Raw genomic sequence first — 16,711 nt, forward strand, 5'->3', positions numbered from 1 at the left:
TCATCCCCGTGCGTCCATCTTGCGGTACAGGGTGGCGACGTCGGTGTCGAAGTAGCTGCTGTAGGACGTGTCCGGATCGTCCCCGCCGTACAGGTAGCCGCCGATCACGCCGACGACCGTGCCGAGTTCGGTCTCGGGGTCGGCACCGATCACCCACGGGCCGCCGCTGGTGCCGGTCGTGAAACCGGGGCAAGCGACGCGCATCTGGTAGGTGTCGGCCTGTGCGCTGGAGCCGTGGCAGACGACCGGCGCCTCCCGTTCGTCGGGATAACCGGTCAGGGTGATCGCATGGGCGAACCCGCCGCCGGTCAGCAACGTGTTGGCGCCGGTGACGCTTTCGAGGGTCTTCGTGCTCCCGGTCTGATGGGCGGTCGCGAAGCCGACGTCGAGGTCCGGGTCGGAGGACTCGGCCCACCCGTCCGGAACCCGCGGATCCGTGACGTCCCAATAGCCATACGGCGCGACACCGTCGTGATAGCCGGGCGCGAACGAGATCCCCGTCGCGTAATCGCCGCCTTCGCCGTCGTGGAGGCAATGTGCCGCGGTGAGCAGGAGGTCGCCGGGGCCGCTGTGGACGACGCTGGCCGTGCAGAAATGCGTCCCGTCGAGGAAGAGCGCGCCGATCGCCGGGTTGATGCGCGGCCCGGCCTGGGCGCCGGGATCCGGCACCGCGGAGCAACCGGACAGAACGGCACAGAGCACGAGCAACAGGGCGCGGCGCATCGCCTTCCTTTCGCTCGTCCACGGCTGCCGGGTTCCAGGTCACCATAAGTGGTTCGCGAACACAGCCGGAATCGATCAACGCACAGCGAGCTCACAGCCGTAGTATGTGTTACCTCCGGTAACAGTCGAGCGGGTTGGAGCGGGTATGAAGTCGTTCACGGACAAGGTCGTGGTGATCACGGGCGCGGGCTCGGGGATCGGCAAGGCGCTCGCGATCGAACTGGCGGGGCGGGGCGCCCGGCTGGCGCTTTCCGATGTCGACGCCGTCCGTGCGGCGGGCACCGTGGCGGAGTGCGAGAAGGCGGGCGCGACCGCGAAGGCGTACGCGCTCGACGTCGCCGACCGTGACGCCGTCCTCGCGCACGCCGAGGAGGTCGCCGTGGATTTCGGCGGCGCCAACATCGTGGTGAACAACGCCGGGGTCGCGCTCGGGGCCACGGTCGAGGAAATGACCTGGGACGACTACGACTGGCTGATGGGGATCAATCTAGGCGGCGTGGTCAACGGCACGAAAGCCTTTCTGCCGCAGGTGATCGCTTCGGGCGACGGGCATGTCGTCAACCTTTCGAGCGTGTTCGGCTTCATCGGCGTGCCCACGCAGAGCGCCTACAACGCGGCGAAATTCGCGGTGCGGGGGTTCACCGAGGCGCTGCGGCAGGAAATGCTGATCGCCAGGCATCCGGTCAAGGTCAGCTGCGTGCATCCCGGTGGCATCAAGACGAATATCGCGCGTGACGCGCGGGGCGGCGTCGAGCGGGACATCGACAAAGCCGCCGAGGGATTCGAAAAGATCGCCAGGACGACGCCGGAGAAGGCCGCGCAGACCATCGTGCGCGGTATCGAACGGGGGACGGCGCGCATCCTGATCGGTCCGGACGCGTATGCCATCGACGCGATTCCCCGCGTGCTCGGCTCCTTTTACCAGCGGCCGCTCGCCCTGTTGGGGCGCATGGGAATGAAACGGCTCTGAACGGAGTAACCCTCCGTGCTCCGGACGGCTCGGGATAACTCGATCGGGGTGCGTTACTTACGGCGGCGTCGGAAATGCACCACAATGCTCAAGTTCGTGATTCCGCTTCCGGAGGTCCCCATGCCGCGCGCCGCCCAGCGCCGTCCGTCGACCGACGCCTTCTCCGCGCCCGTCGAGACCGTCGAACTCCTGGACCGGACGGGGATCATCGCGGCCAGCCTGCCGAAGCGCCGGCGCAGCCCGGAGAACGAGATCGAGCCCGAGCCGATGCCGGTGCGGCCCCCGGTGTGCGAACCGGTCGTGGACAAGGATCTGCGGCCCAAGGCCGTCGTCATCCATCGCCGCGCCCGGTCGTGGCTGGCCGGTGGGGCGGGGGTGGCGCTGCTCGCGATCGGCTGGTTCGCCGGCACCTTCACCGTCGAGCCGGCAGGCGACACCGCCCTGCCCGAGCAGCCGCTGCCCGCCGTGGCGACCCAGCCCGCGCCGCCCGCCGCGCAGCCCGTGCAGCCCGCGCCGCAGGCCGCTCCGGTGACCGTCTACGTCCCGGTCACCGTGAAACAGCAGGCGCCCGCGACGAAGAAGAAGCCCGCCAAGGAGCAGGTCGTCGCCCTGCCGCCCGCCGAGACGAAACCGCCGGAGCAGCCGCGTTCCGACCTCGGATCGCGGGACAAGGCGGCGGAGGACCTCCGGAGCATGATGGATCCCGTCGTCGCGAGCTCGCTGGCGATGGAGATGGCGCAGGGGATGATGAGTTACGGCCGCTGACCCGTCAGCGCGGCGGCCAGCGCGGCGCCCTCGCCGGGGTCGCCGTGCACGAGTTCGGTGCGGTGCACCACGCGCGGCGAGGACAGGGACAGCGTGCTCACGCCGGTGAGCACGTCCGCCGGGAGCAGCGCCAGCCCCTGACCGGCGGCGACCAGGCCGAGCAGGCCGCGGACGTCGGTCCCGGTGTACCGCAGCCGGCCGCGGAACCCGCCGGTCGAGGCGGATTTCCTCAACCGCGCCAAGGGGATCGCGGTGTCCGGCGCGTCGATCCAGCCCGCGTCGGCGAGTTCGGCCAGCCGGACGGCCCGGCCCGCCATCGGATGGCCCGCGGGGACCGCGACCGCGAGCGGACGTTCGCCGACGACGGTGGTGGTGAGCGGGCCGGTGTCCGGTAGCGGGAGCGGATCGCTCGGCGCGGTCATCCCGTCGACGAGACCGAGGTCGAGTTCGCCCGCCGCGAGCTCCGTCAGGACGTCTTCCCGGCCGAGGACGCGTACTTCGGTGCCACGCCGCACGGTGGCGGCGACGTCGGCGGTGAGCGAAAGCGGGGTCAGCCCGAGGGCGACCCGGCCGGTGGGCGCCGCGGTGAGCCTGGCGAGATCCGCGCGGGCGGCGTCGAGCCGGGTCAGCAGCGGGCCGGCGTGTTCGAGCAGCCGTTCCCCGGCCCGGGTCGGCGCGACGGGCCGCCGGGTCAGCAGCGTGGTGCCGAGATCCTGTTCGAGCGCGGCGATGTGCTGGGAGATCGCGGACTGCGTGTAGCCGAGGTCCCGGGCGGCCCGCGAGAACGAACCGCCGCGCGCCACGGCCACGAAGGTGCGGAGCAGATGGGTCTCCATGGTCATCAGTATCGCTTATCGACCCAGCACGGATCATCGTTGGCGCTGAACTCGGTTCGCGGGTCAGGATGGCCGCATGACAGAGAAAGCCCGGATCGCCCTGGTCGGCGACCGTTCGGACGGCGTTCGCTCCCACGTCCGGATCCCGACGCTCTTCGCCCGTCTCGCCGAACGTGACGGTCTCGAACTCGACGCCTATTGGCTCCCGACGGACGCCGTCGGCGACATCACCGGTTTCGACGGTGTCTGGCTGGTGCCCGGCAGCCCCTACCGGTCCGAAGCGGGCGCGGTGGAGACCGTGCGCGCCGTCCGCGAGAACGGCGTCCCGTTCCTCGGCACCTGCGCCGGTTTCCAGCACGCGCTGCTGGAATACGCGCGGAACGTCTGCGGTCTCGACGGGATCGGGCACGCGGAGAACGCGCCGGAATCGCCCGAGCGGCTGATCGTCCCGCTGGCTTGTTCGCTCGTCGGGCACGAGGGCGCCGTCCACGTCACGCCCGGCACCCGTGCGGCACGGATCCTCGGGACGGACCGTTCCGTCGAGCGGTACCACTGTTCGTACGGCCTCGACGCCCGTCACCTGGACACCTTGGCGGCGAACGGGGTGGTCTTCAGTGGATTCGACGACGACGGCGACGCACGGATCGCGGAACTGCCGGGGCATCCGTTCTTCGTGGCGTCGCTGTTCCAGCCGGAACTCGCCGGCGACGGAACCCGGCCGCATCCGCTCATCGAGGCCTTCGCCCGCGCCGCCGTGGAACACGCGAAACTGTCTGTCCATAGTGGACTTTGACGGCCGTCGTGGTCCGGATGGACGCTGACACTGCGGAAGTGATCGACTACCGTGAGCCAAGGGGAGGGGCTCATGGAAAAGGGGGATTCCGCTCGGGGCACCGCGTTCAAGGCCGCTTTCGCGGTCGGCGAGTTCCGTGCGCTGTGGGCGGCCGAGGCGCTTTCGCAGGCCGGTGACCAGCTGGCCAGGGTCGCGTTGTCGGTGCTGGTCTGGGAAAGAACGGCGTCGGCTGGGCTGACCGGGCTCACCTACGGCCTGACGTACCTGCCGACGCTGATCGGGGGCACCCTGTTCGCCGGCCTGGCGGACCGGTATCCGCGCCGGACGGTGATGATCGCCTGCGATCTGCTGCGCGCGGCGATCGCGGCGCTGATGGCTGTACCGGGAATGCCGCTCTCGGTGCTTGCGGGGCTGTTGGTGATCCTGACGATGGCGGGCGGCCCCTTCCGGGCGGCGCAGCTCGCGCTGCTCCCGGACGTCCTCGAAGGCGACCGGTACGTCGCCGGGTTGGCGGTCCGCACGATCACCATCCAAACGGCACAGCTCGCCGGATTCGGTGGTGGCGGGCTGGTGATCGGGTTCGTGACGCCCTACTGGGGCCTGGTGATCGACGCGGTGACCTTTGTGGTCTCGGCGCTGCTGGTGTCCACCGGGGTTCGCCGCCGGAGGCCCGTCGCCGCGGAATCTTCGGTGAAAAGCCGCGTGGCACGGGCTTTCAGCGGTGAAGGCGCCAGAGAACTGTGGCAGGGTAAGGGAATCCGGGTCCTTTTCGGGCTGAAGATGCTCGCCGGGTTCGCCATCGCGCCCGAAGGGCTCGCGGCGCCGCTCGCCGTCGGTCTCGGGGCGGGGACTTTCGCGGTCGGGCTTATTCTCGCGGCGGATCCGGTGGGTGCGGTAATCGGATCGTGGATCTTCACGAAATGGGTTCCGGCGCGACGGAAAACGCGAATGGTCGGCATTCTCGCCATCGCATCCGTCGTTCCTTTGGTCTTTCTCTTCTTTCGCCCACCGCTGCCGGTCTGCCTGGTGTTGATCGGATTCAGCGGGGCCTTCGCGGCGCCGTACCACCTGCAGGCCGTCGCGTTGATGGCCCGTGCGGTCCCCGACGGCGTCCGGGCGCAGGTGATGGGCCTGACCTCGACGAGTTTGGTGACCGTACAAGGAATCGGGATCATGCTCGCGGGCGGTCTGGCCCAGCTGACCGGCCCGTTCGTGGCCGTCGGGGTGGCCGCGACGGTGGCCGTGGCCTCGGCGGGACCGATGGCGATGGCCTGGAAACGCGCCATCGCCACCGGCCCCGACGTATGGCTCCCGGCCGGGAGCCGGACCGGCTGAATCGACTGGATCAGTCCTCGCGACCGTTCATGATGATCCTCCCTCCCACTGCTCCATCTGTGTGTTCCGGAATTGACTCGAGCCACCCTCAGTACTACCTCGGATACATTGAAATGTGCACGGAAGGGGGCCGGTGACGATGATTATGGGGGATACGGAACTCGCCGGAGAAGGGGCCGGTACACGTCTGAGAACCTGGGTCCGAAACTGGGACTTATGGTCCGGACCACGCGGTGTTCCCGCGGTTTTCCTTGTGGTGGAAGGACTTGCGGCGGCGGTCGCGGTGGTCGCCCTGCTCCGATCGAACTACGACACTACGGAATTCGTCCGATTTGGATCACTGCTCGGCCTCGCCGTCCTGCAGGCCGAGCTTTCGCGTTCGGTGGAACGGTTACGGCGCGCACTGTGCGACCGGCCGCATATCAACATGACTTCGGTGTGGACGTTCGCGGGGGTGCTCGTCCTGCCGCAGGGGCTCGCGCTGGCCCTCGGGCTGCTCATCTACCTGCATCTTTGGCTCCGGGTGTGGCGGGGGATGAGCCACCGCCCGGCGTATCGCGTGGTGTACTGCGCGGCGGCGATCGTGATCTCCTGCCTGGCTTCGGGAGCGATCGTCTCCGGGTGGCACGGCCTGCCCGTCGGGTTCACCGGCTCGCTGAAGATCGTCGAGGCGGCGGCCGTGTTCACCGTGGTCAACGCGTTCGTCGTGGCGCTCTCGGTGTATCTGCACACGGGGGCCAGGGCGCCGCGCGCGCTGTTCGGCACCGGTGACGACAACCTGCTCGAGATCACCACGCTGGTGCTCGGGACCTCGACCGCGCTGGGCATCGTGCACGCGCCCGCGCTCGTGCCGTTCGTCCTGCTGCCGGTGCTGGTGCTGCACCGCAGTGTGCTGGTGCGGCAGCTGGAGATCGCGGCGAACATCGACGGGAAGACCGGCGTCCTGAACGCGCACGCGTGGCACGCGCTGAGCGAGCGGGAGCTCACGTCGGCGGCCAGGGCGAACCGCAAACTCGGTGTGCTGATGCTCGATCTCGACCATTTCAAGCAGGTCAACGACGTCTACGGGCATCTCGCCGGCGACGTCGTGCTCAAGGCCGTCGCGAAGACGATCTCAGAGCACGTACGCGACTACGACTCCGTCGGCCGCTTCGGTGGTGAGGAGTTCGTCGTGCTGCTTCCCGGTGCGACGGAGACCGACGTGCTCCCCGTGGCCGAGCGCGTGCGGCGGGCGGTGATGGCGCTCGAAGTCGAGGTCGCGACCGCTTCGGGAACGGGCGTCGTGCGGGGGCTCTCGGTGTCGATCGGCGCCGCGGTCTACCCGTCCGGCGGCACCGTGCTGGAACGGCTGCTGCACGTCGCCGACTCCGCGCTTTACCAGGCGAAGAACAGCGGGCGGAACCGCGTCGTCTCCCTCGCCGCGGCCTGACGACCCGCATTTCGTCCTCTGGATGAGAGGTGAGTCAAAGGTGTCGTGATCCGGGGCGGGTCGGTGGTGGGGTGAAGGGAGCCTTCACCCCGGCCACTCACTCGCGCCGACCACCTCACCGCAGGCGCCCGTGTCGCGAAAGCCACTTTCGGGACGCCTGATGTCCCGAAAGTGGCTTTCGCGACGTGTTCGACAGGCCTTCACGGACCGGCAGGGTGCGGTGACCTCGCACGAAGCGCCCAAATCGGGCATCGGGCGCGCCTCTGGTGTCCCTTGTGGACAGTGCGGTCGCGATCAGCCCGACTGGCCGCTCCCCGGCAGGCAAGACCCAACATTCGGCTTACCCCTCTAATACCGCGGTCCAGAGGACGAAACGCGTCAGTCGACGTCCATCGCGTTCGGGTCCTTCTTGCCGTAATCCAGGTCGCCCCAGCCGCCCTCGCCGGTCTGGTACTTCGCCCGGTCGGCCGCGCTCGGCTCCGGGTAGTTGTCGTGGATCCGATCGACTTCCTGCTCGTAGGTCTCGCGGTTCTGCCGCTTCATCTCCTCGGGCCAGTCACCGTCCCGGATGGTGTCCCGGGTCATGTGCAGTTCCTTGACGTCGTGGCTGGACAGCGGCGGTGTGGTCGCGGTCGTACCGGGGCCGGTCGAGTAGGTGAGGCCCTTGCCGCTGGCGTGCGCGTCGTCGATCATCTTGTGGTACGAGTCGTCCGCGATCCTGCCGTCGAGGGTGCCGTCGGTGTTCTTGAACCCGTCCCGGAACGCGTAGTCGAGCTGGTTGAGCTGGATCGCGGTGTTCGCGTCGCCGCCTTCCAGCGCGTTGCGTTCGGAATCGCGGTATTCCTGGCTGTTCTTGAACCCGCTCGGGTTCGCCGAACCTTCCGTCAGGTCCTGGTCGCCCTTGGTGCCGGTACCGATATGCGACTTGTGCGCGGGTTTGGCCTCCTGATACGCCCAAGCGTGGTTTTCGAGGTCCTTCTGGTCGTAGCTCGAACCGCGCGCGCCGCCACTGCCGCGGCCGATCGCCTCGTAGGGGATCGGGTGCTCGGACTCGTGGGACTTCCCGGAGACCTTGTCCCGGCCGTCGGCCTTGAGTTCGTTGTCGTACTTCGCCGTGAGCCGGTTCTGTTCGCGGGTCTTCGCGCCGTGCGTGCCGTCGAGGTAGCTCTGCGGCGGGCGCCGCGGCTTCTTCGGCCCAGGCGCCGGTTTCGGTTTGGTGACCCGATTGCCCGGCGACCTCGTCTTGCCGCCGCCCCCGCGGGTCCCCTTGCCGCAGGTGCCCGTCTTCGGCCTCGTCGGCGCCAGGCCGAGGGGGTCGATCAGGTCCGTCGGGTTGCCGACGTAGGCCAGCGAGTCCGACGCCGGTTCGAGGCCGAGCGGGTCGTGCGAGAGGTACCGCCCGGTGGCCGGGTCGTAGTAGCGCTTGAAGTTGTAGTGCAGCCCGGTTTCCGGGTCGTGGTACTGGCCGGGGAAGCGCAGCGGCGTGTACGCCCGCCCCGGCGGCGAAAGCACCTTGCCCCACAACGAGGTGTGCAGATGCCAGGCGACCTCGCCCGACTCGTCGAGCAGTTCGCTCGGTGACCCGACGAGATCGGTGACGATGGCGTGGAACCGGGCGTCCTGTCCGGGGATCCGTTCGATCTGCGTGATCGGCCGTTCCGTACCCGGCTCCAGGTCCCAGACGACGGCGGTGCCGCCGCGGATCTCCTCGGCGAGGTTCGAGCCGTCCCAGACGAAGTCGATCTGTTCGAGGATCCGGCCGTGGACGTCGAGGTGCTGCTTGGCGATCCGCCGTCCGAGCGCGTCGTAGTGGTAGAGCCAGCGTTCCCCGTCCGGGGTGACGACGCCGGTCAGCCGATCGTCGGAGTTCCACTGGTAGGTCCAGGCTCGGCCGGGTTCGCTGCGCGCGATCGTGCGGCCTTCGGTGTCGTGCAGGTACGACGTCGATCCGGCGCCGGTCATCAGGGTGCCCTGGTAGCGCCGCGGACCGACGGCCGGATCGGCGCCCGGCCAGCCCGCCTGCGTGATCGCGCCCGCGAGGTTGTAGCCGTAGCCCTCCCGCCAGCCCTGCCCCTGGACGTCGACCACGCGGCCCGCCCGGTCGACCCGCAGCGACCGCGGCCCGGACAGCGAATCCGAGATCGACGAGACGAGCCCGTCCCGCAGGTAGCCGTACTCGCGGTGCTGCACGACACCCCGGCCGGTGGACACGGTCTGGGAGGTCAGCCGGTCGGCGGCGTCCCAGCCCTGGCGCAGCTCGATCGGCGTGCCCTCAAGCCGGCGCGACACCTCCCGGCCTGCCGGGTCGTACTCGAAACGCAGGGTGCGCCCGGCCGTTCGCAGCGCGACGGGGCGGCTCGCCGCGTCGTAGGCGAAGAACGACTCGGCGCCCGACGGTGTGCGCCGCGCGACGCGACGGCCGATGGCGTCGTATTCCGACAGGACGGCACGGCCGTTGAGCGCTTCCGAGACGATCCGGCCCAGCGCGTCGTAGGCGATGGTGACTTCGGAATGCGCGTTGCGCGCCGAGGTCATCCGGTCGGCGCCGTCGTAGGTGAACGTCGCGACGTCGTCGCCCGCCCGGCGGCTGACGACGCGGCCGAGCGCGTCGCGGTCGATGGCGACCGTCTGGCCGAGACTGTTGGTGCGCGACACCAGTTGCCCCGCGGCGTCGTAGCCGTAGCGGGTGGTGCGGCCGTTGAAATCGGTCTCCCCGACCAGGTTCCCGGCCGGGTCGTAGTCGTAGCGCCAGACGAGACCGTGTTCGTTGGTGACCGAAACCAGCCGCAGCTCGGTGTCGTACACATAGGACAGTCGATCGCCGTCCGGGCCGATTTCGGCGGTGGGCAGGTCGAACTGCGAGTACTCGGTGCGCACCGCGTGCCCGCGGGCGTCCACGGCTTCGTCCGCCGACCCCGCCGTGGTGCGATTCCAGCGCCACACCGAACCGTCGGGGTCGATCTGCTCGGCGATCTCGCCGAAGCCGTCCCACTTCGTCCGGGTGACACCGCCGAGCGGGTCGGTGACCGAGGTGATCTGCCCGAACTCGTCGTAGGTGTACCGCGTGACCGCGCCGAGCGGGTCGGTGACGGCGACCGGCAGGCCCGCCGCGTTCGACTCGATCAGGGTGACGCCGCCGAGGGTGTCGGTCACGACCGCGACGTTGCCCGCGTCGTCGTAGCCGTAGGTGGTGGTGGCGCCGGTCGGATCCGTGGCACGTACGAGCTTCCCTCGCTCGTCGTACTCGCGGCGCCAGACGGCGCCGTCCGGCCCGGTCCGGCTGGTCCAGCGGCCCGGCGCGGCGTACTCGGCGAGCGCGCGGCCGCCGTCGGGCTGCAGCACGGTGACGACGTTCCCCTCGTCGTCCATTTCCCACCGCGTGGTGCGGCCCAGTGCGTCGGTGCGGCTGAGCAGCTTGCCGAAGCGGTCGATCTCGTACCGCGTGGTGTTGCCCAGCGGATCGGTCTCCGCGACGATCCGGTGCAGTTCGTCGAGCTGATACCGGGTGACGTGCCCGAGCGAGTTCTTGACCGAAGTGACCAGGTTTTCCCGGTCGTACTCGATGTCGACGTCGAGGAAGCCGCCGGTGCCCTGTGCCCGCACGACGCGGCCTTCGGAGTCGAAGCCGTATCCGTACCAGCGCCCGTTGACGTCCTCCCAGCGCACGATCCGGCCTTCGGCGTCATAGGTGAACCGCAGGGGCTGCCCGGCGACGTCGGTGATTTCGACCAGACGGCGCCGCTCGTCGTACCGGTAGCTCCGCAGCGCGGTTTCCGCTCCAGGAAGTCGAAGGGCGGTGATGAGCCCGCCCTTCGACTCGACGAGCAGGCGGTAGCCCGCGGAATGCTCCAGCTCCCGGGGGACGCCGTTGTCGTCGTAGTGCACGGAGATCCGGTGCCCGCCGTCCACGATCGCGCGCAGGGGAAGGGTGTCTCCGGGTCCGGAGAAGAGCAGCATCCCGTCCGGAGTGGTCACCGCGTAGCCGTCGTCCACTTTGGACAGCGGGAGCCGCTGTCCGAATTCCGGGAGAACCGGGCCGGAAATCGGGACGGGATAAGAAAGTAGCGTCCCGTCGGCGAGCGCGAGGTGCAGGCCGTCGTCCTCGACCTCGATCCGCTGGTCCACAGTGGACGCCCACGAAGCGCCGAAGAACCGGCCGAGGCGGTACGACGAGAGGTGCGTCCGCGAAACGGTCAGCGGGAGGACGCCGGCGAACACGACGTCGTCCTGCGTCAGCATCATCGAGCCGGTCGCGACGTCGATCGGGTCGCCGCAGCCGCCGCGGTCCTTGGGCGGGACGCGGTCCCCCGGGGTGGTTTCGTTGTCCTTGATCCGGTTGTTCGCCTCGGGTTTCGGGGCGCCGCGGTCCTTCGGCGGCGGAGGCGGCGAGCCGGACGGCGTGGTCGGCCCGTCCGTCGTCTCGTTCTTCGGCGGAGGCGGCGGATCCGATTTCACCGGCGGCGGATCGCTCTTGCCGGGCCCCGCACCTGACGGCGACGTACCCCCGCCGTCGGGGCTGCTCTTGGGTGTCGTGCCCTCGTCCAGCTTGTTCGGCTTCGGCGCGGGCGCGCCCTTGCCCGGCTGGAGCTTCTTCAGTGCCTTCGCCGCGCTGTCGAACAGGTCGTCCGCTCGCTTCAGCAGCGGCATCAGCGCCTGGAGCGCCTTGACGGTCTTCTTCGTCAGGTTCGCGATCTTGCTCGCGGTCTTCGCCACGGCGTTGACCACCTGCGGGACCACCCAGGTCAGCCCGATCCCGAGGGTGAACAGCACCTGGAGCGCCCAGCTGATCAGATGCCCGATCAGCTCGGCGATGATGTCGCGCACCAGCGCGCGGATGGCGGCGACGACCTCGCCCGCCGTCTTCACTCCGCTGGAGGCGCCCTCGCAACCGGCCTTCGCCGACTCCAGCAGCGTGACCGTGTCCTTGGCCTGCGCGCGATAAGCGTCGGCCGAGGTTCCCGTCCAGCTCTGCAGATCGGCGGAGACCATCCCGGCGAGATCCGCGCCGACGTCGCCGAGTTCGGTCGCGATGTTCATCCAGGTCTCGGCGTTCGCGGCGATCTCGTCGGCGTTGCCGGTGAGCGCGTCGAGCGCCTCCTTCAGCGGGCCGACGTGTTCCATCAGCCAGCCGACGCCGTTCGCGAGGATCGCGCCGAAGGGATCCATCGCCATCGACAGCGCGTCGAGCGCGGTCCCGACCGCGCCCAGCGCCACCGAGGCCCAGTCGCCGCTCTCGATGGCTGACTTCAGTTCGAACGCCGACTCGAGCAGTGACGAGCCGGTGTACGCCTTCGTCGAGTCCTTTACCTCGGCGACAAGCGGGTTACCCACGGCGACCTTTCCGGTGTTTCAGGGGACGGGGAAGTCACCAGGGCGAGTTTTCCTCGTCGTCCGGCGCTTCGTGACGCTTCTCGCGAGGCGCGGGCGGCGTGTCGGCGGACGTCGCCGGGGGAGGGGGAGCGGGCGGGTCCGAAGACTCTTCCTCTTCCATCTCGGGGAAGCGGCTGCGCAGGGTGCCGATCATCAGCGCCCTCGTCTCCTGGTCCTCGTCGCCGAGCGATTCCTGCATGACCTCGGCGACCTGGTTCGCGATCCCGGACTGGGCCTGGTGCATGGTCTGGAGGATCTGCCGCGACAGCTCCTCCAGCGGATACGTCCTGGCCTTGTTCCCGAACTCGATGTCCGTCACGCCACCGTCCGCCCCGACGGTGACCTTGACGGCGCCGTCGGAGCTGGACGCGGTCAGCCGCAGCTGCTCCGTCCGCTCCTGCGCGGCCGCGTAACGCTGGGCCTTCTCTTCCAGCCCCGCGGCCCATCGGTCCATTTTGCGCTGGGCCTCGTCGGGGTCCAGCATGAGCTCGCCGAGCTCGTTCCCGCCGGTCACTGCTTTCCTCCGATGTCCAAGGCCTTGAAGTCCGCCTTGAACGGTTCCGCGTTGGTCTTGTCACCGTCTACATAGGACTTGGCCGCGGTGCGGACGTTGTCCGCCGTGGCCTGGATGCCTTCCGCGGCGGCCTTGATCGTCTCCGCCGCGCGTTCGCCCGCCGGGTTGACGATCGGCGGCAGGAACGCGCACAGCAGGCCGTACGCGTCCGCCGACATCGCCGAACCGGTCGCGCCGTGCGCGGTGTTCAGCCGGTCGACGAGCCCTTCGAGATGGCTCGCGTGCGCGGTCAGGTCGTCCGGGTCGACCTCGAACGAAGCCGTCACTTCCAGTCCTTGTTCTTCCAGTCGCCGATCACCGGCGGCGCCACGACCTCGTCGGCGGCGAAGAAGGACGGGTCGTCGGACTCGAGGTAGTCGGCGACCTTGTGCTCCTTGTCCTCCTGGCCCTGCCCCTTGCCCGCGGCGGGGGCCATGCCGCCCATCGGGGCCATGCCACCGGGCGTACCCGGCTTGCCGCCGGAGCCCGCCGCACGGGCCGCGGCCCCGTCGGCGTCCATCGCGCCCGCGCCGAAGGCGCCGCCCATACCTAGCGAGCCCGTCGCCCGTCCGGCGCCGCCGACACCCGCGCCACCGGCGCCGGTACCGCCGCCGCCACCACCGAAGCCGCTGGTACCGCCGGTGCCACCACCGCCGGGGATGTTCGGCATCCCGAGTTTGGGCGCGTTGTACGGCGTGCCCTTGTAGGAGTTGCCGTCCGGGAACGAGGGGCCGGTGAGCCGCTCGCCGATCCCGCCGGGACGGGTCACCGGCGGGATGTTCGGCATGACCGGCCTCGGGCCGCCGCTGTTGGGCCCGTTCGGACCGGGGATGTTCGGCATGACCGGCCTCGGCCCGCCGCTGTTGGGACCGTTCGGGATGGGGATGTTCGGCGGCGTGAACGGAAGACCGCCGCCGGGCCGGGGACCGCCGCTCTCCGGAATGGGGATGTTCGGCGGGCTGAACGACGGCGGCGTGACGGACGGCGGGGTGTAGCCCGTGGTGCGCGTGCTGTCGTCGATCTTGGGCAGGTTCGGGAGGTTGGGGCCCGCCGACGCCGCCGGCTTGTAGGTCTCGCCGCCCGTCGGCCCGTTCGGGACACCGATGTTGGGCATGACCGGGCTGGAGCCGGGACCACCACTACCCGGCCCGCCACCACCGGGAAAGCCGCCGGGTCCGCCGGGTCCGCCGCCCGGTCCGCCGGTCGGCGAGTTGAACGGCGACACGCCGCCGGGGCCACCGGTCACGCCCTGCGGCGTGCCGTCCATCGAAGCGACGAGGCCGTCCGGGCGCGTCCGGTCCGAGACCGCGGTGAAGGGGGTGCCCTCGGCGCCTTCGGGCGACATCCGGTCGCGAAGCGTGCCGGCGGGCGAACCCGCGCCGCCGCCCGCGGGGCTGCCCTGGAGCTGCCGGGTCGCGGTCGCCAGCTTCGGCGGGGCGGGGAACGCCGGGGTGGCGATCGCCGAGCCGACCGTGGTGTCGAACTCGGTCATCACCTTCGCGGCCTGGTCTCGCGCGTCCTGCTGCTTTTTGAAGGTGGAGAGATCCTTCCCGAGCTGTGCCATGTACACGTGCGGGTCGGTGATCTTCTGCAGGTTGGCGTTGGCCTCCTGCACGCTGAACGCCACCGGCGGGTTCGCCGCCATCAGCTTCTGCGTCTCGTTGAGGGTCTGCGAGTGGATCTGCTGCTGCCGCCCGGCCAGCGTCGCGCCGTTCGCGGTCGAGCCGAGCCATTTGCCGACACCGGCGAGGTGCTCGCGGGCCGCGTCGCCGCCCTCTCCCTCCCAGTTGGCCGTGCTCGCGCTGATCGCCTTCGCCAGGTTTCGCTGATGTGAGGCCAGGTCGTTGCCCGCCCGGATCCATTCCTCGGAGGTCTCGCCCACCGCGGCCGGATCCGCGTTGTCCGCGATCGCGGTCTGCATCTGCTCGTGGGTGGCGTTCGCCCAGACCGTGGACGGCGGCTCGCCGGGCTTGCGGATGTCCAGGTTCTTGTCGAGACCTTCGCGGGCCTTCTCCAGCTGCGCCTCGTACATCTTCTGCGTGAACTGGTCCTTCACGAGGACGAGCGGCGTCTGGCCCCAGCCGAGGATGTTGAAGAGGGCGTCCGTGCCGGCCGAGGCCCCGGCCCGGATCTCGTCGCCGGAGGCGGCCTCGTCCGCCAGCGGCCCGACGTAGTAGTCCGACGACGAGTCGGCCGTCGGGTCGTAGTGCGGGTCGAGCTTGTCGTAATCGGGCGAGTTCGGGTCGGAGACCTTCGCCGTCTTCTCCTCGGATTCGGTCACGGGTCTCTCCTTCAGATCTCGGTGTCGATCTGCTTCAAGGTGCGCTGGTTCTGGGCGTCGCGTTCCCGGTAGTTCCGCTGGGCGAGTTCGATCGCCTCGATGTAGGTCGGGAACTCGGCACGAGCGGCCTGGAGCTGGGTGAGCAGGCCCTGCGCGTCCGTCGCGGTGCCGTGCATGTGCTCGGACACCCAACGGGCGGTCGCGGTGGAGCTCATCGGCGGCGACTTCTGCAGTTTGGTCAGCGCGCTCCAGCGCTCCTCAAGACTGTCGATCACACCCTGGAGTGAACGGATCATCTCCTGGCCGGTGGTCTCGTCGACGGCGAAATGGCCCTGCTTCGCCATGGCCTTCAGTTCCGTGCCCGCGAGCGCGACCTTCATGGGGGCCCACGCCGTCGTCGGCTGCAGTGCTTGTGCTTCCTCGGTCAACGGAGGGTCCTCTCGCCGGATTCAGGAAGGTCAGTAGATGTCCGCGATGGCGTCCCGGATCGCGTTCGCCACGCCCGACTGGCTCGCCGGGTCGTAGTGACCGATCACGGCGCCGGAGGCTTCGTCGGTCTCGGTCCGGATCAGGTACCGGCCGTCTTCGGTGTCGAGCCAGCTCAACGGTGTCGACCGGAGCCGTTCGCCGCGGCGGCCGATCCCGCTCACGATGATGTACCCGCCGCCGAGGCGGGTCCCGGACAGCACCTTCTCCAGGACCTCGACGTCGCTCTCGTCGTTGCGCGGCGCCGGGGCCTCCGGCCGGGCGCGGACGACGCCGGTGAACTGGAGGTTGCCGAACGCGTCGGTCTCCTCCTCGTCGAACTCGGCTTCGGCCTGGCGGCGCGCGGCCATCGCGGAGACGGCGCGCTCCTCCTTCTGGACGAGGGTGCGGCGGCCGGTCGACGCGGGGCGCATCCGCGGCAGCACTCCGGAGAGGACCTCGACCAGCTCTTCGTCGGAGAAGAGCGCGAACTGCAGGAGGTCTTCACCATGGGCCTGCGTGATGCCGAGCGCCTGCCTGCCGTCGGTGAGCGCGAGGACGGCGATGTCCTGGCCGATACCGTCGATACCGTTGATCGAAACGGTGATCCGGTGGTTCCCGAGCAGCGCGAACGCGGTGCGGACGGCCTGGTTCAGCTCGCCGTCGATCGACAGGCGGCGCCGTTCGAGGTCGGTGTAGACCTTCCGGACGATCGCGGCGTACCGCTCCGGGTCGATCGAAGTGTTCTGGACGCGCAAGGGAAACAAGCGGGCATCGACGCCAAGCGCCCGCCCGACCACTGTCGCCTCGACCGTCCCCAGCGCGAAATCGGCTCGCTCAGCCATGCTTCTGCGCTACTCCCTCACGGGGTCGGGCCCCGACTTTGTTAATGGCCAAAACAAACTAGCACAGCGCATGACACTACGGAACCACACGAACACGGCTGGACCCGATGGAATGGATCACCATGCCCGATCGGGCACTTTTCTTGCCCCTAAAGGAATAGCGGGCACGGTGAACGGCCTGCTCGGGCGGGTGCGGGCCCGCCCCGGTCGGGGTGTCGCGAAAGCCACTTTCGCGACGTCTGATGTCCCGAAAGTGGCTTTCGCGACACTCCCGGAACCTCTTCACGACGCCAACGACTGTCTACAAGGGACATTCCGGGCAGGAACGAGTCCGTGAAGGCCTCCT

13 protein-coding genes are annotated in these 16,711 nt (G+C 69.5%); 5 read left to right on the forward strand and 8 right to left on the reverse strand.

Going from position 1 to position 16,711, the window contains the following annotated elements:
* Window positions 1–723 carry a trypsin-like serine peptidase gene (locus tag H4W30_RS40350; protein ID WP_192747530.1) on the reverse strand — a complete coding sequence of 241 codons (723 nt, stop codon included), beginning with the start codon at window positions 721–723 and terminating at the stop codon, window positions 1–3.
* Between the two features lie 145 nt (window positions 724–868).
* Between H4W30_RS40350 and H4W30_RS40355 the strand changes: the two genes are divergently transcribed.
* Window positions 869–1,693 (forward strand): SDR family NAD(P)-dependent oxidoreductase, encoded by an 825-nt coding sequence (locus tag H4W30_RS40355; protein WP_192747531.1) that lies wholly within the window; start codon window positions 869–871, stop codon window positions 1,691–1,693.
* Window positions 1,694–1,789: 96 nt separating this feature from the next.
* Window positions 1,790–2,458, forward strand: a complete 669-nt coding sequence (locus H4W30_RS40360; RefSeq protein WP_318780762.1) for a hypothetical protein — start codon at window positions 1,790–1,792, stop codon at window positions 2,456–2,458.
* Here H4W30_RS40360 and H4W30_RS40365 read toward each other — a convergent pair.
* Window positions 2,446–3,294 carry a LysR family transcriptional regulator gene (locus tag H4W30_RS40365; RefSeq protein ID WP_225950808.1) on the reverse strand — a complete coding sequence of 283 codons (849 nt, stop codon included), beginning with the start codon at window positions 3,292–3,294 and terminating at the stop codon, window positions 2,446–2,448. The genes H4W30_RS40360 and H4W30_RS40365 overlap by 13 nt on opposite strands.
* Before the next feature lie 76 nt (window positions 3,295–3,370).
* On the opposite strand from H4W30_RS40365, the gene H4W30_RS40370 reads away from it, so the two are divergent.
* The 3 genes from H4W30_RS40370 to H4W30_RS40380 all read left to right on the forward strand — a co-directional run bounded on the left by H4W30_RS40370 (window position 3,371) and on the right by H4W30_RS40380 (window position 6,851).
* A complete protein-coding gene (locus tag H4W30_RS40370) occupies window positions 3,371–4,087 on the forward strand; it encodes a CTP synthase C-terminal region-related (seleno)protein (protein ID WP_192747534.1) in 717 nt (238 codons plus the stop codon).
* Between the two features lie 72 nt (window positions 4,088–4,159).
* Window positions 4,160–5,422, forward strand: a complete 1,263-nt coding sequence (locus H4W30_RS40375; protein WP_192747535.1) for an MFS transporter — start codon at window positions 4,160–4,162, stop codon at window positions 5,420–5,422.
* Window positions 5,423–5,675: 253 nt separating this feature from the next.
* On the forward strand, window positions 5,676–6,851 hold the full coding sequence (locus tag H4W30_RS40380) for a GGDEF domain-containing protein (RefSeq protein ID WP_192747536.1): 1,176 nt from the start codon (window positions 5,676–5,678) through the stop codon (window positions 6,849–6,851).
* Window positions 6,852–7,229: 378 nt separating this feature from the next.
* Here H4W30_RS40380 and H4W30_RS40385 read toward each other — a convergent pair whose 3' ends face one another.
* The 6 genes from H4W30_RS40385 to H4W30_RS40410 are packed head-to-tail and all read right to left on the reverse strand — an operon-like array spanning window position 7,230 to window position 16,365.
* Complete coding sequence (locus H4W30_RS40385) at window positions 7,230–12,182, reverse strand: RHS repeat-associated core domain-containing protein (protein ID WP_192747537.1); 4,953 nt, start codon at window positions 12,180–12,182, stop codon at window positions 7,230–7,232.
* 34 nt (window positions 12,183–12,216) lie between these two features.
* Window positions 12,217–12,735: a YbaB/EbfC family nucleoid-associated protein gene (locus H4W30_RS40390; RefSeq protein ID WP_192747538.1), complete on the reverse strand. Its 519-nt coding sequence runs from the start codon at window positions 12,733–12,735 to the stop codon at window positions 12,217–12,219.
* Window positions 12,732–13,061, reverse strand: a complete 330-nt coding sequence (locus tag H4W30_RS40395) for a type VII secretion target (RefSeq protein ID WP_192747539.1) — start codon at window positions 13,059–13,061, stop codon at window positions 12,732–12,734. Before H4W30_RS40395 ends, H4W30_RS40390 begins: the two co-directional genes overlap by 4 nt.
* On the reverse strand, window positions 13,058–15,055 hold the full coding sequence (locus H4W30_RS40400) for a hypothetical protein (protein WP_192747540.1): 1,998 nt from the start codon (window positions 15,053–15,055) through the stop codon (window positions 13,058–13,060). The genes H4W30_RS40395 and H4W30_RS40400 overlap by 4 nt, the downstream gene beginning before the upstream one ends.
* 11 nt (window positions 15,056–15,066) lie before the next feature.
* A complete protein-coding gene (locus H4W30_RS40405; RefSeq protein ID WP_192747541.1) occupies window positions 15,067–15,483 on the reverse strand; it encodes a hypothetical protein in 417 nt (138 codons plus the stop codon).
* A gap of 30 nt (window positions 15,484–15,513) precedes the next feature.
* Window positions 15,514–16,365, reverse strand: a complete 852-nt coding sequence (locus H4W30_RS40410) for an ESX secretion-associated protein EspG (protein WP_192747542.1) — start codon at window positions 16,363–16,365, stop codon at window positions 15,514–15,516.
* Window positions 16,366–16,711 lie beyond the last annotated feature (346 nt).

This window comes from Amycolatopsis roodepoortensis (genome assembly GCF_014873915.1).
In the GTDB taxonomy this organism is placed as follows: Bacteria; Actinomycetota; Actinomycetes; order Mycobacteriales; family Pseudonocardiaceae; genus Amycolatopsis; species Amycolatopsis roodepoortensis.

Bases quoted from the DNA above. Each gene is read 5' to 3' on its own strand.
- H4W30_RS40375 (WP_192747535.1), top strand. From the start codon at position 4,160: ATGGAAAAGGGGGATTCCGCTCGGGGCACCGCGTTCAAGGCCGCTTTC.
- H4W30_RS40410 (WP_192747542.1), bottom strand. From the start codon at position 16,365: ATGGCTGAGCGAGCCGATTTCGCGCTGGGGACGGTCGAGGCGACAGTG.
- H4W30_RS40365 (WP_225950808.1), bottom strand. From the start codon at position 3,294: ATGGAGACCCATCTGCTCCGCACCTTCGTGGCCGTGGCGCGCGGCGGT.
- H4W30_RS40355 (WP_192747531.1), top strand. From the start codon at position 869: ATGAAGTCGTTCACGGACAAGGTCGTGGTGATCACGGGCGCGGGCTCG.
- H4W30_RS40370 (WP_192747534.1), top strand. From the start codon at position 3,371: ATGACAGAGAAAGCCCGGATCGCCCTGGTCGGCGACCGTTCGGACGGC.
- H4W30_RS40350 (WP_192747530.1), bottom strand. From the start codon at position 723: ATGCGCCGCGCCCTGTTGCTCGTGCTCTGTGCCGTTCTGTCCGGTTGC.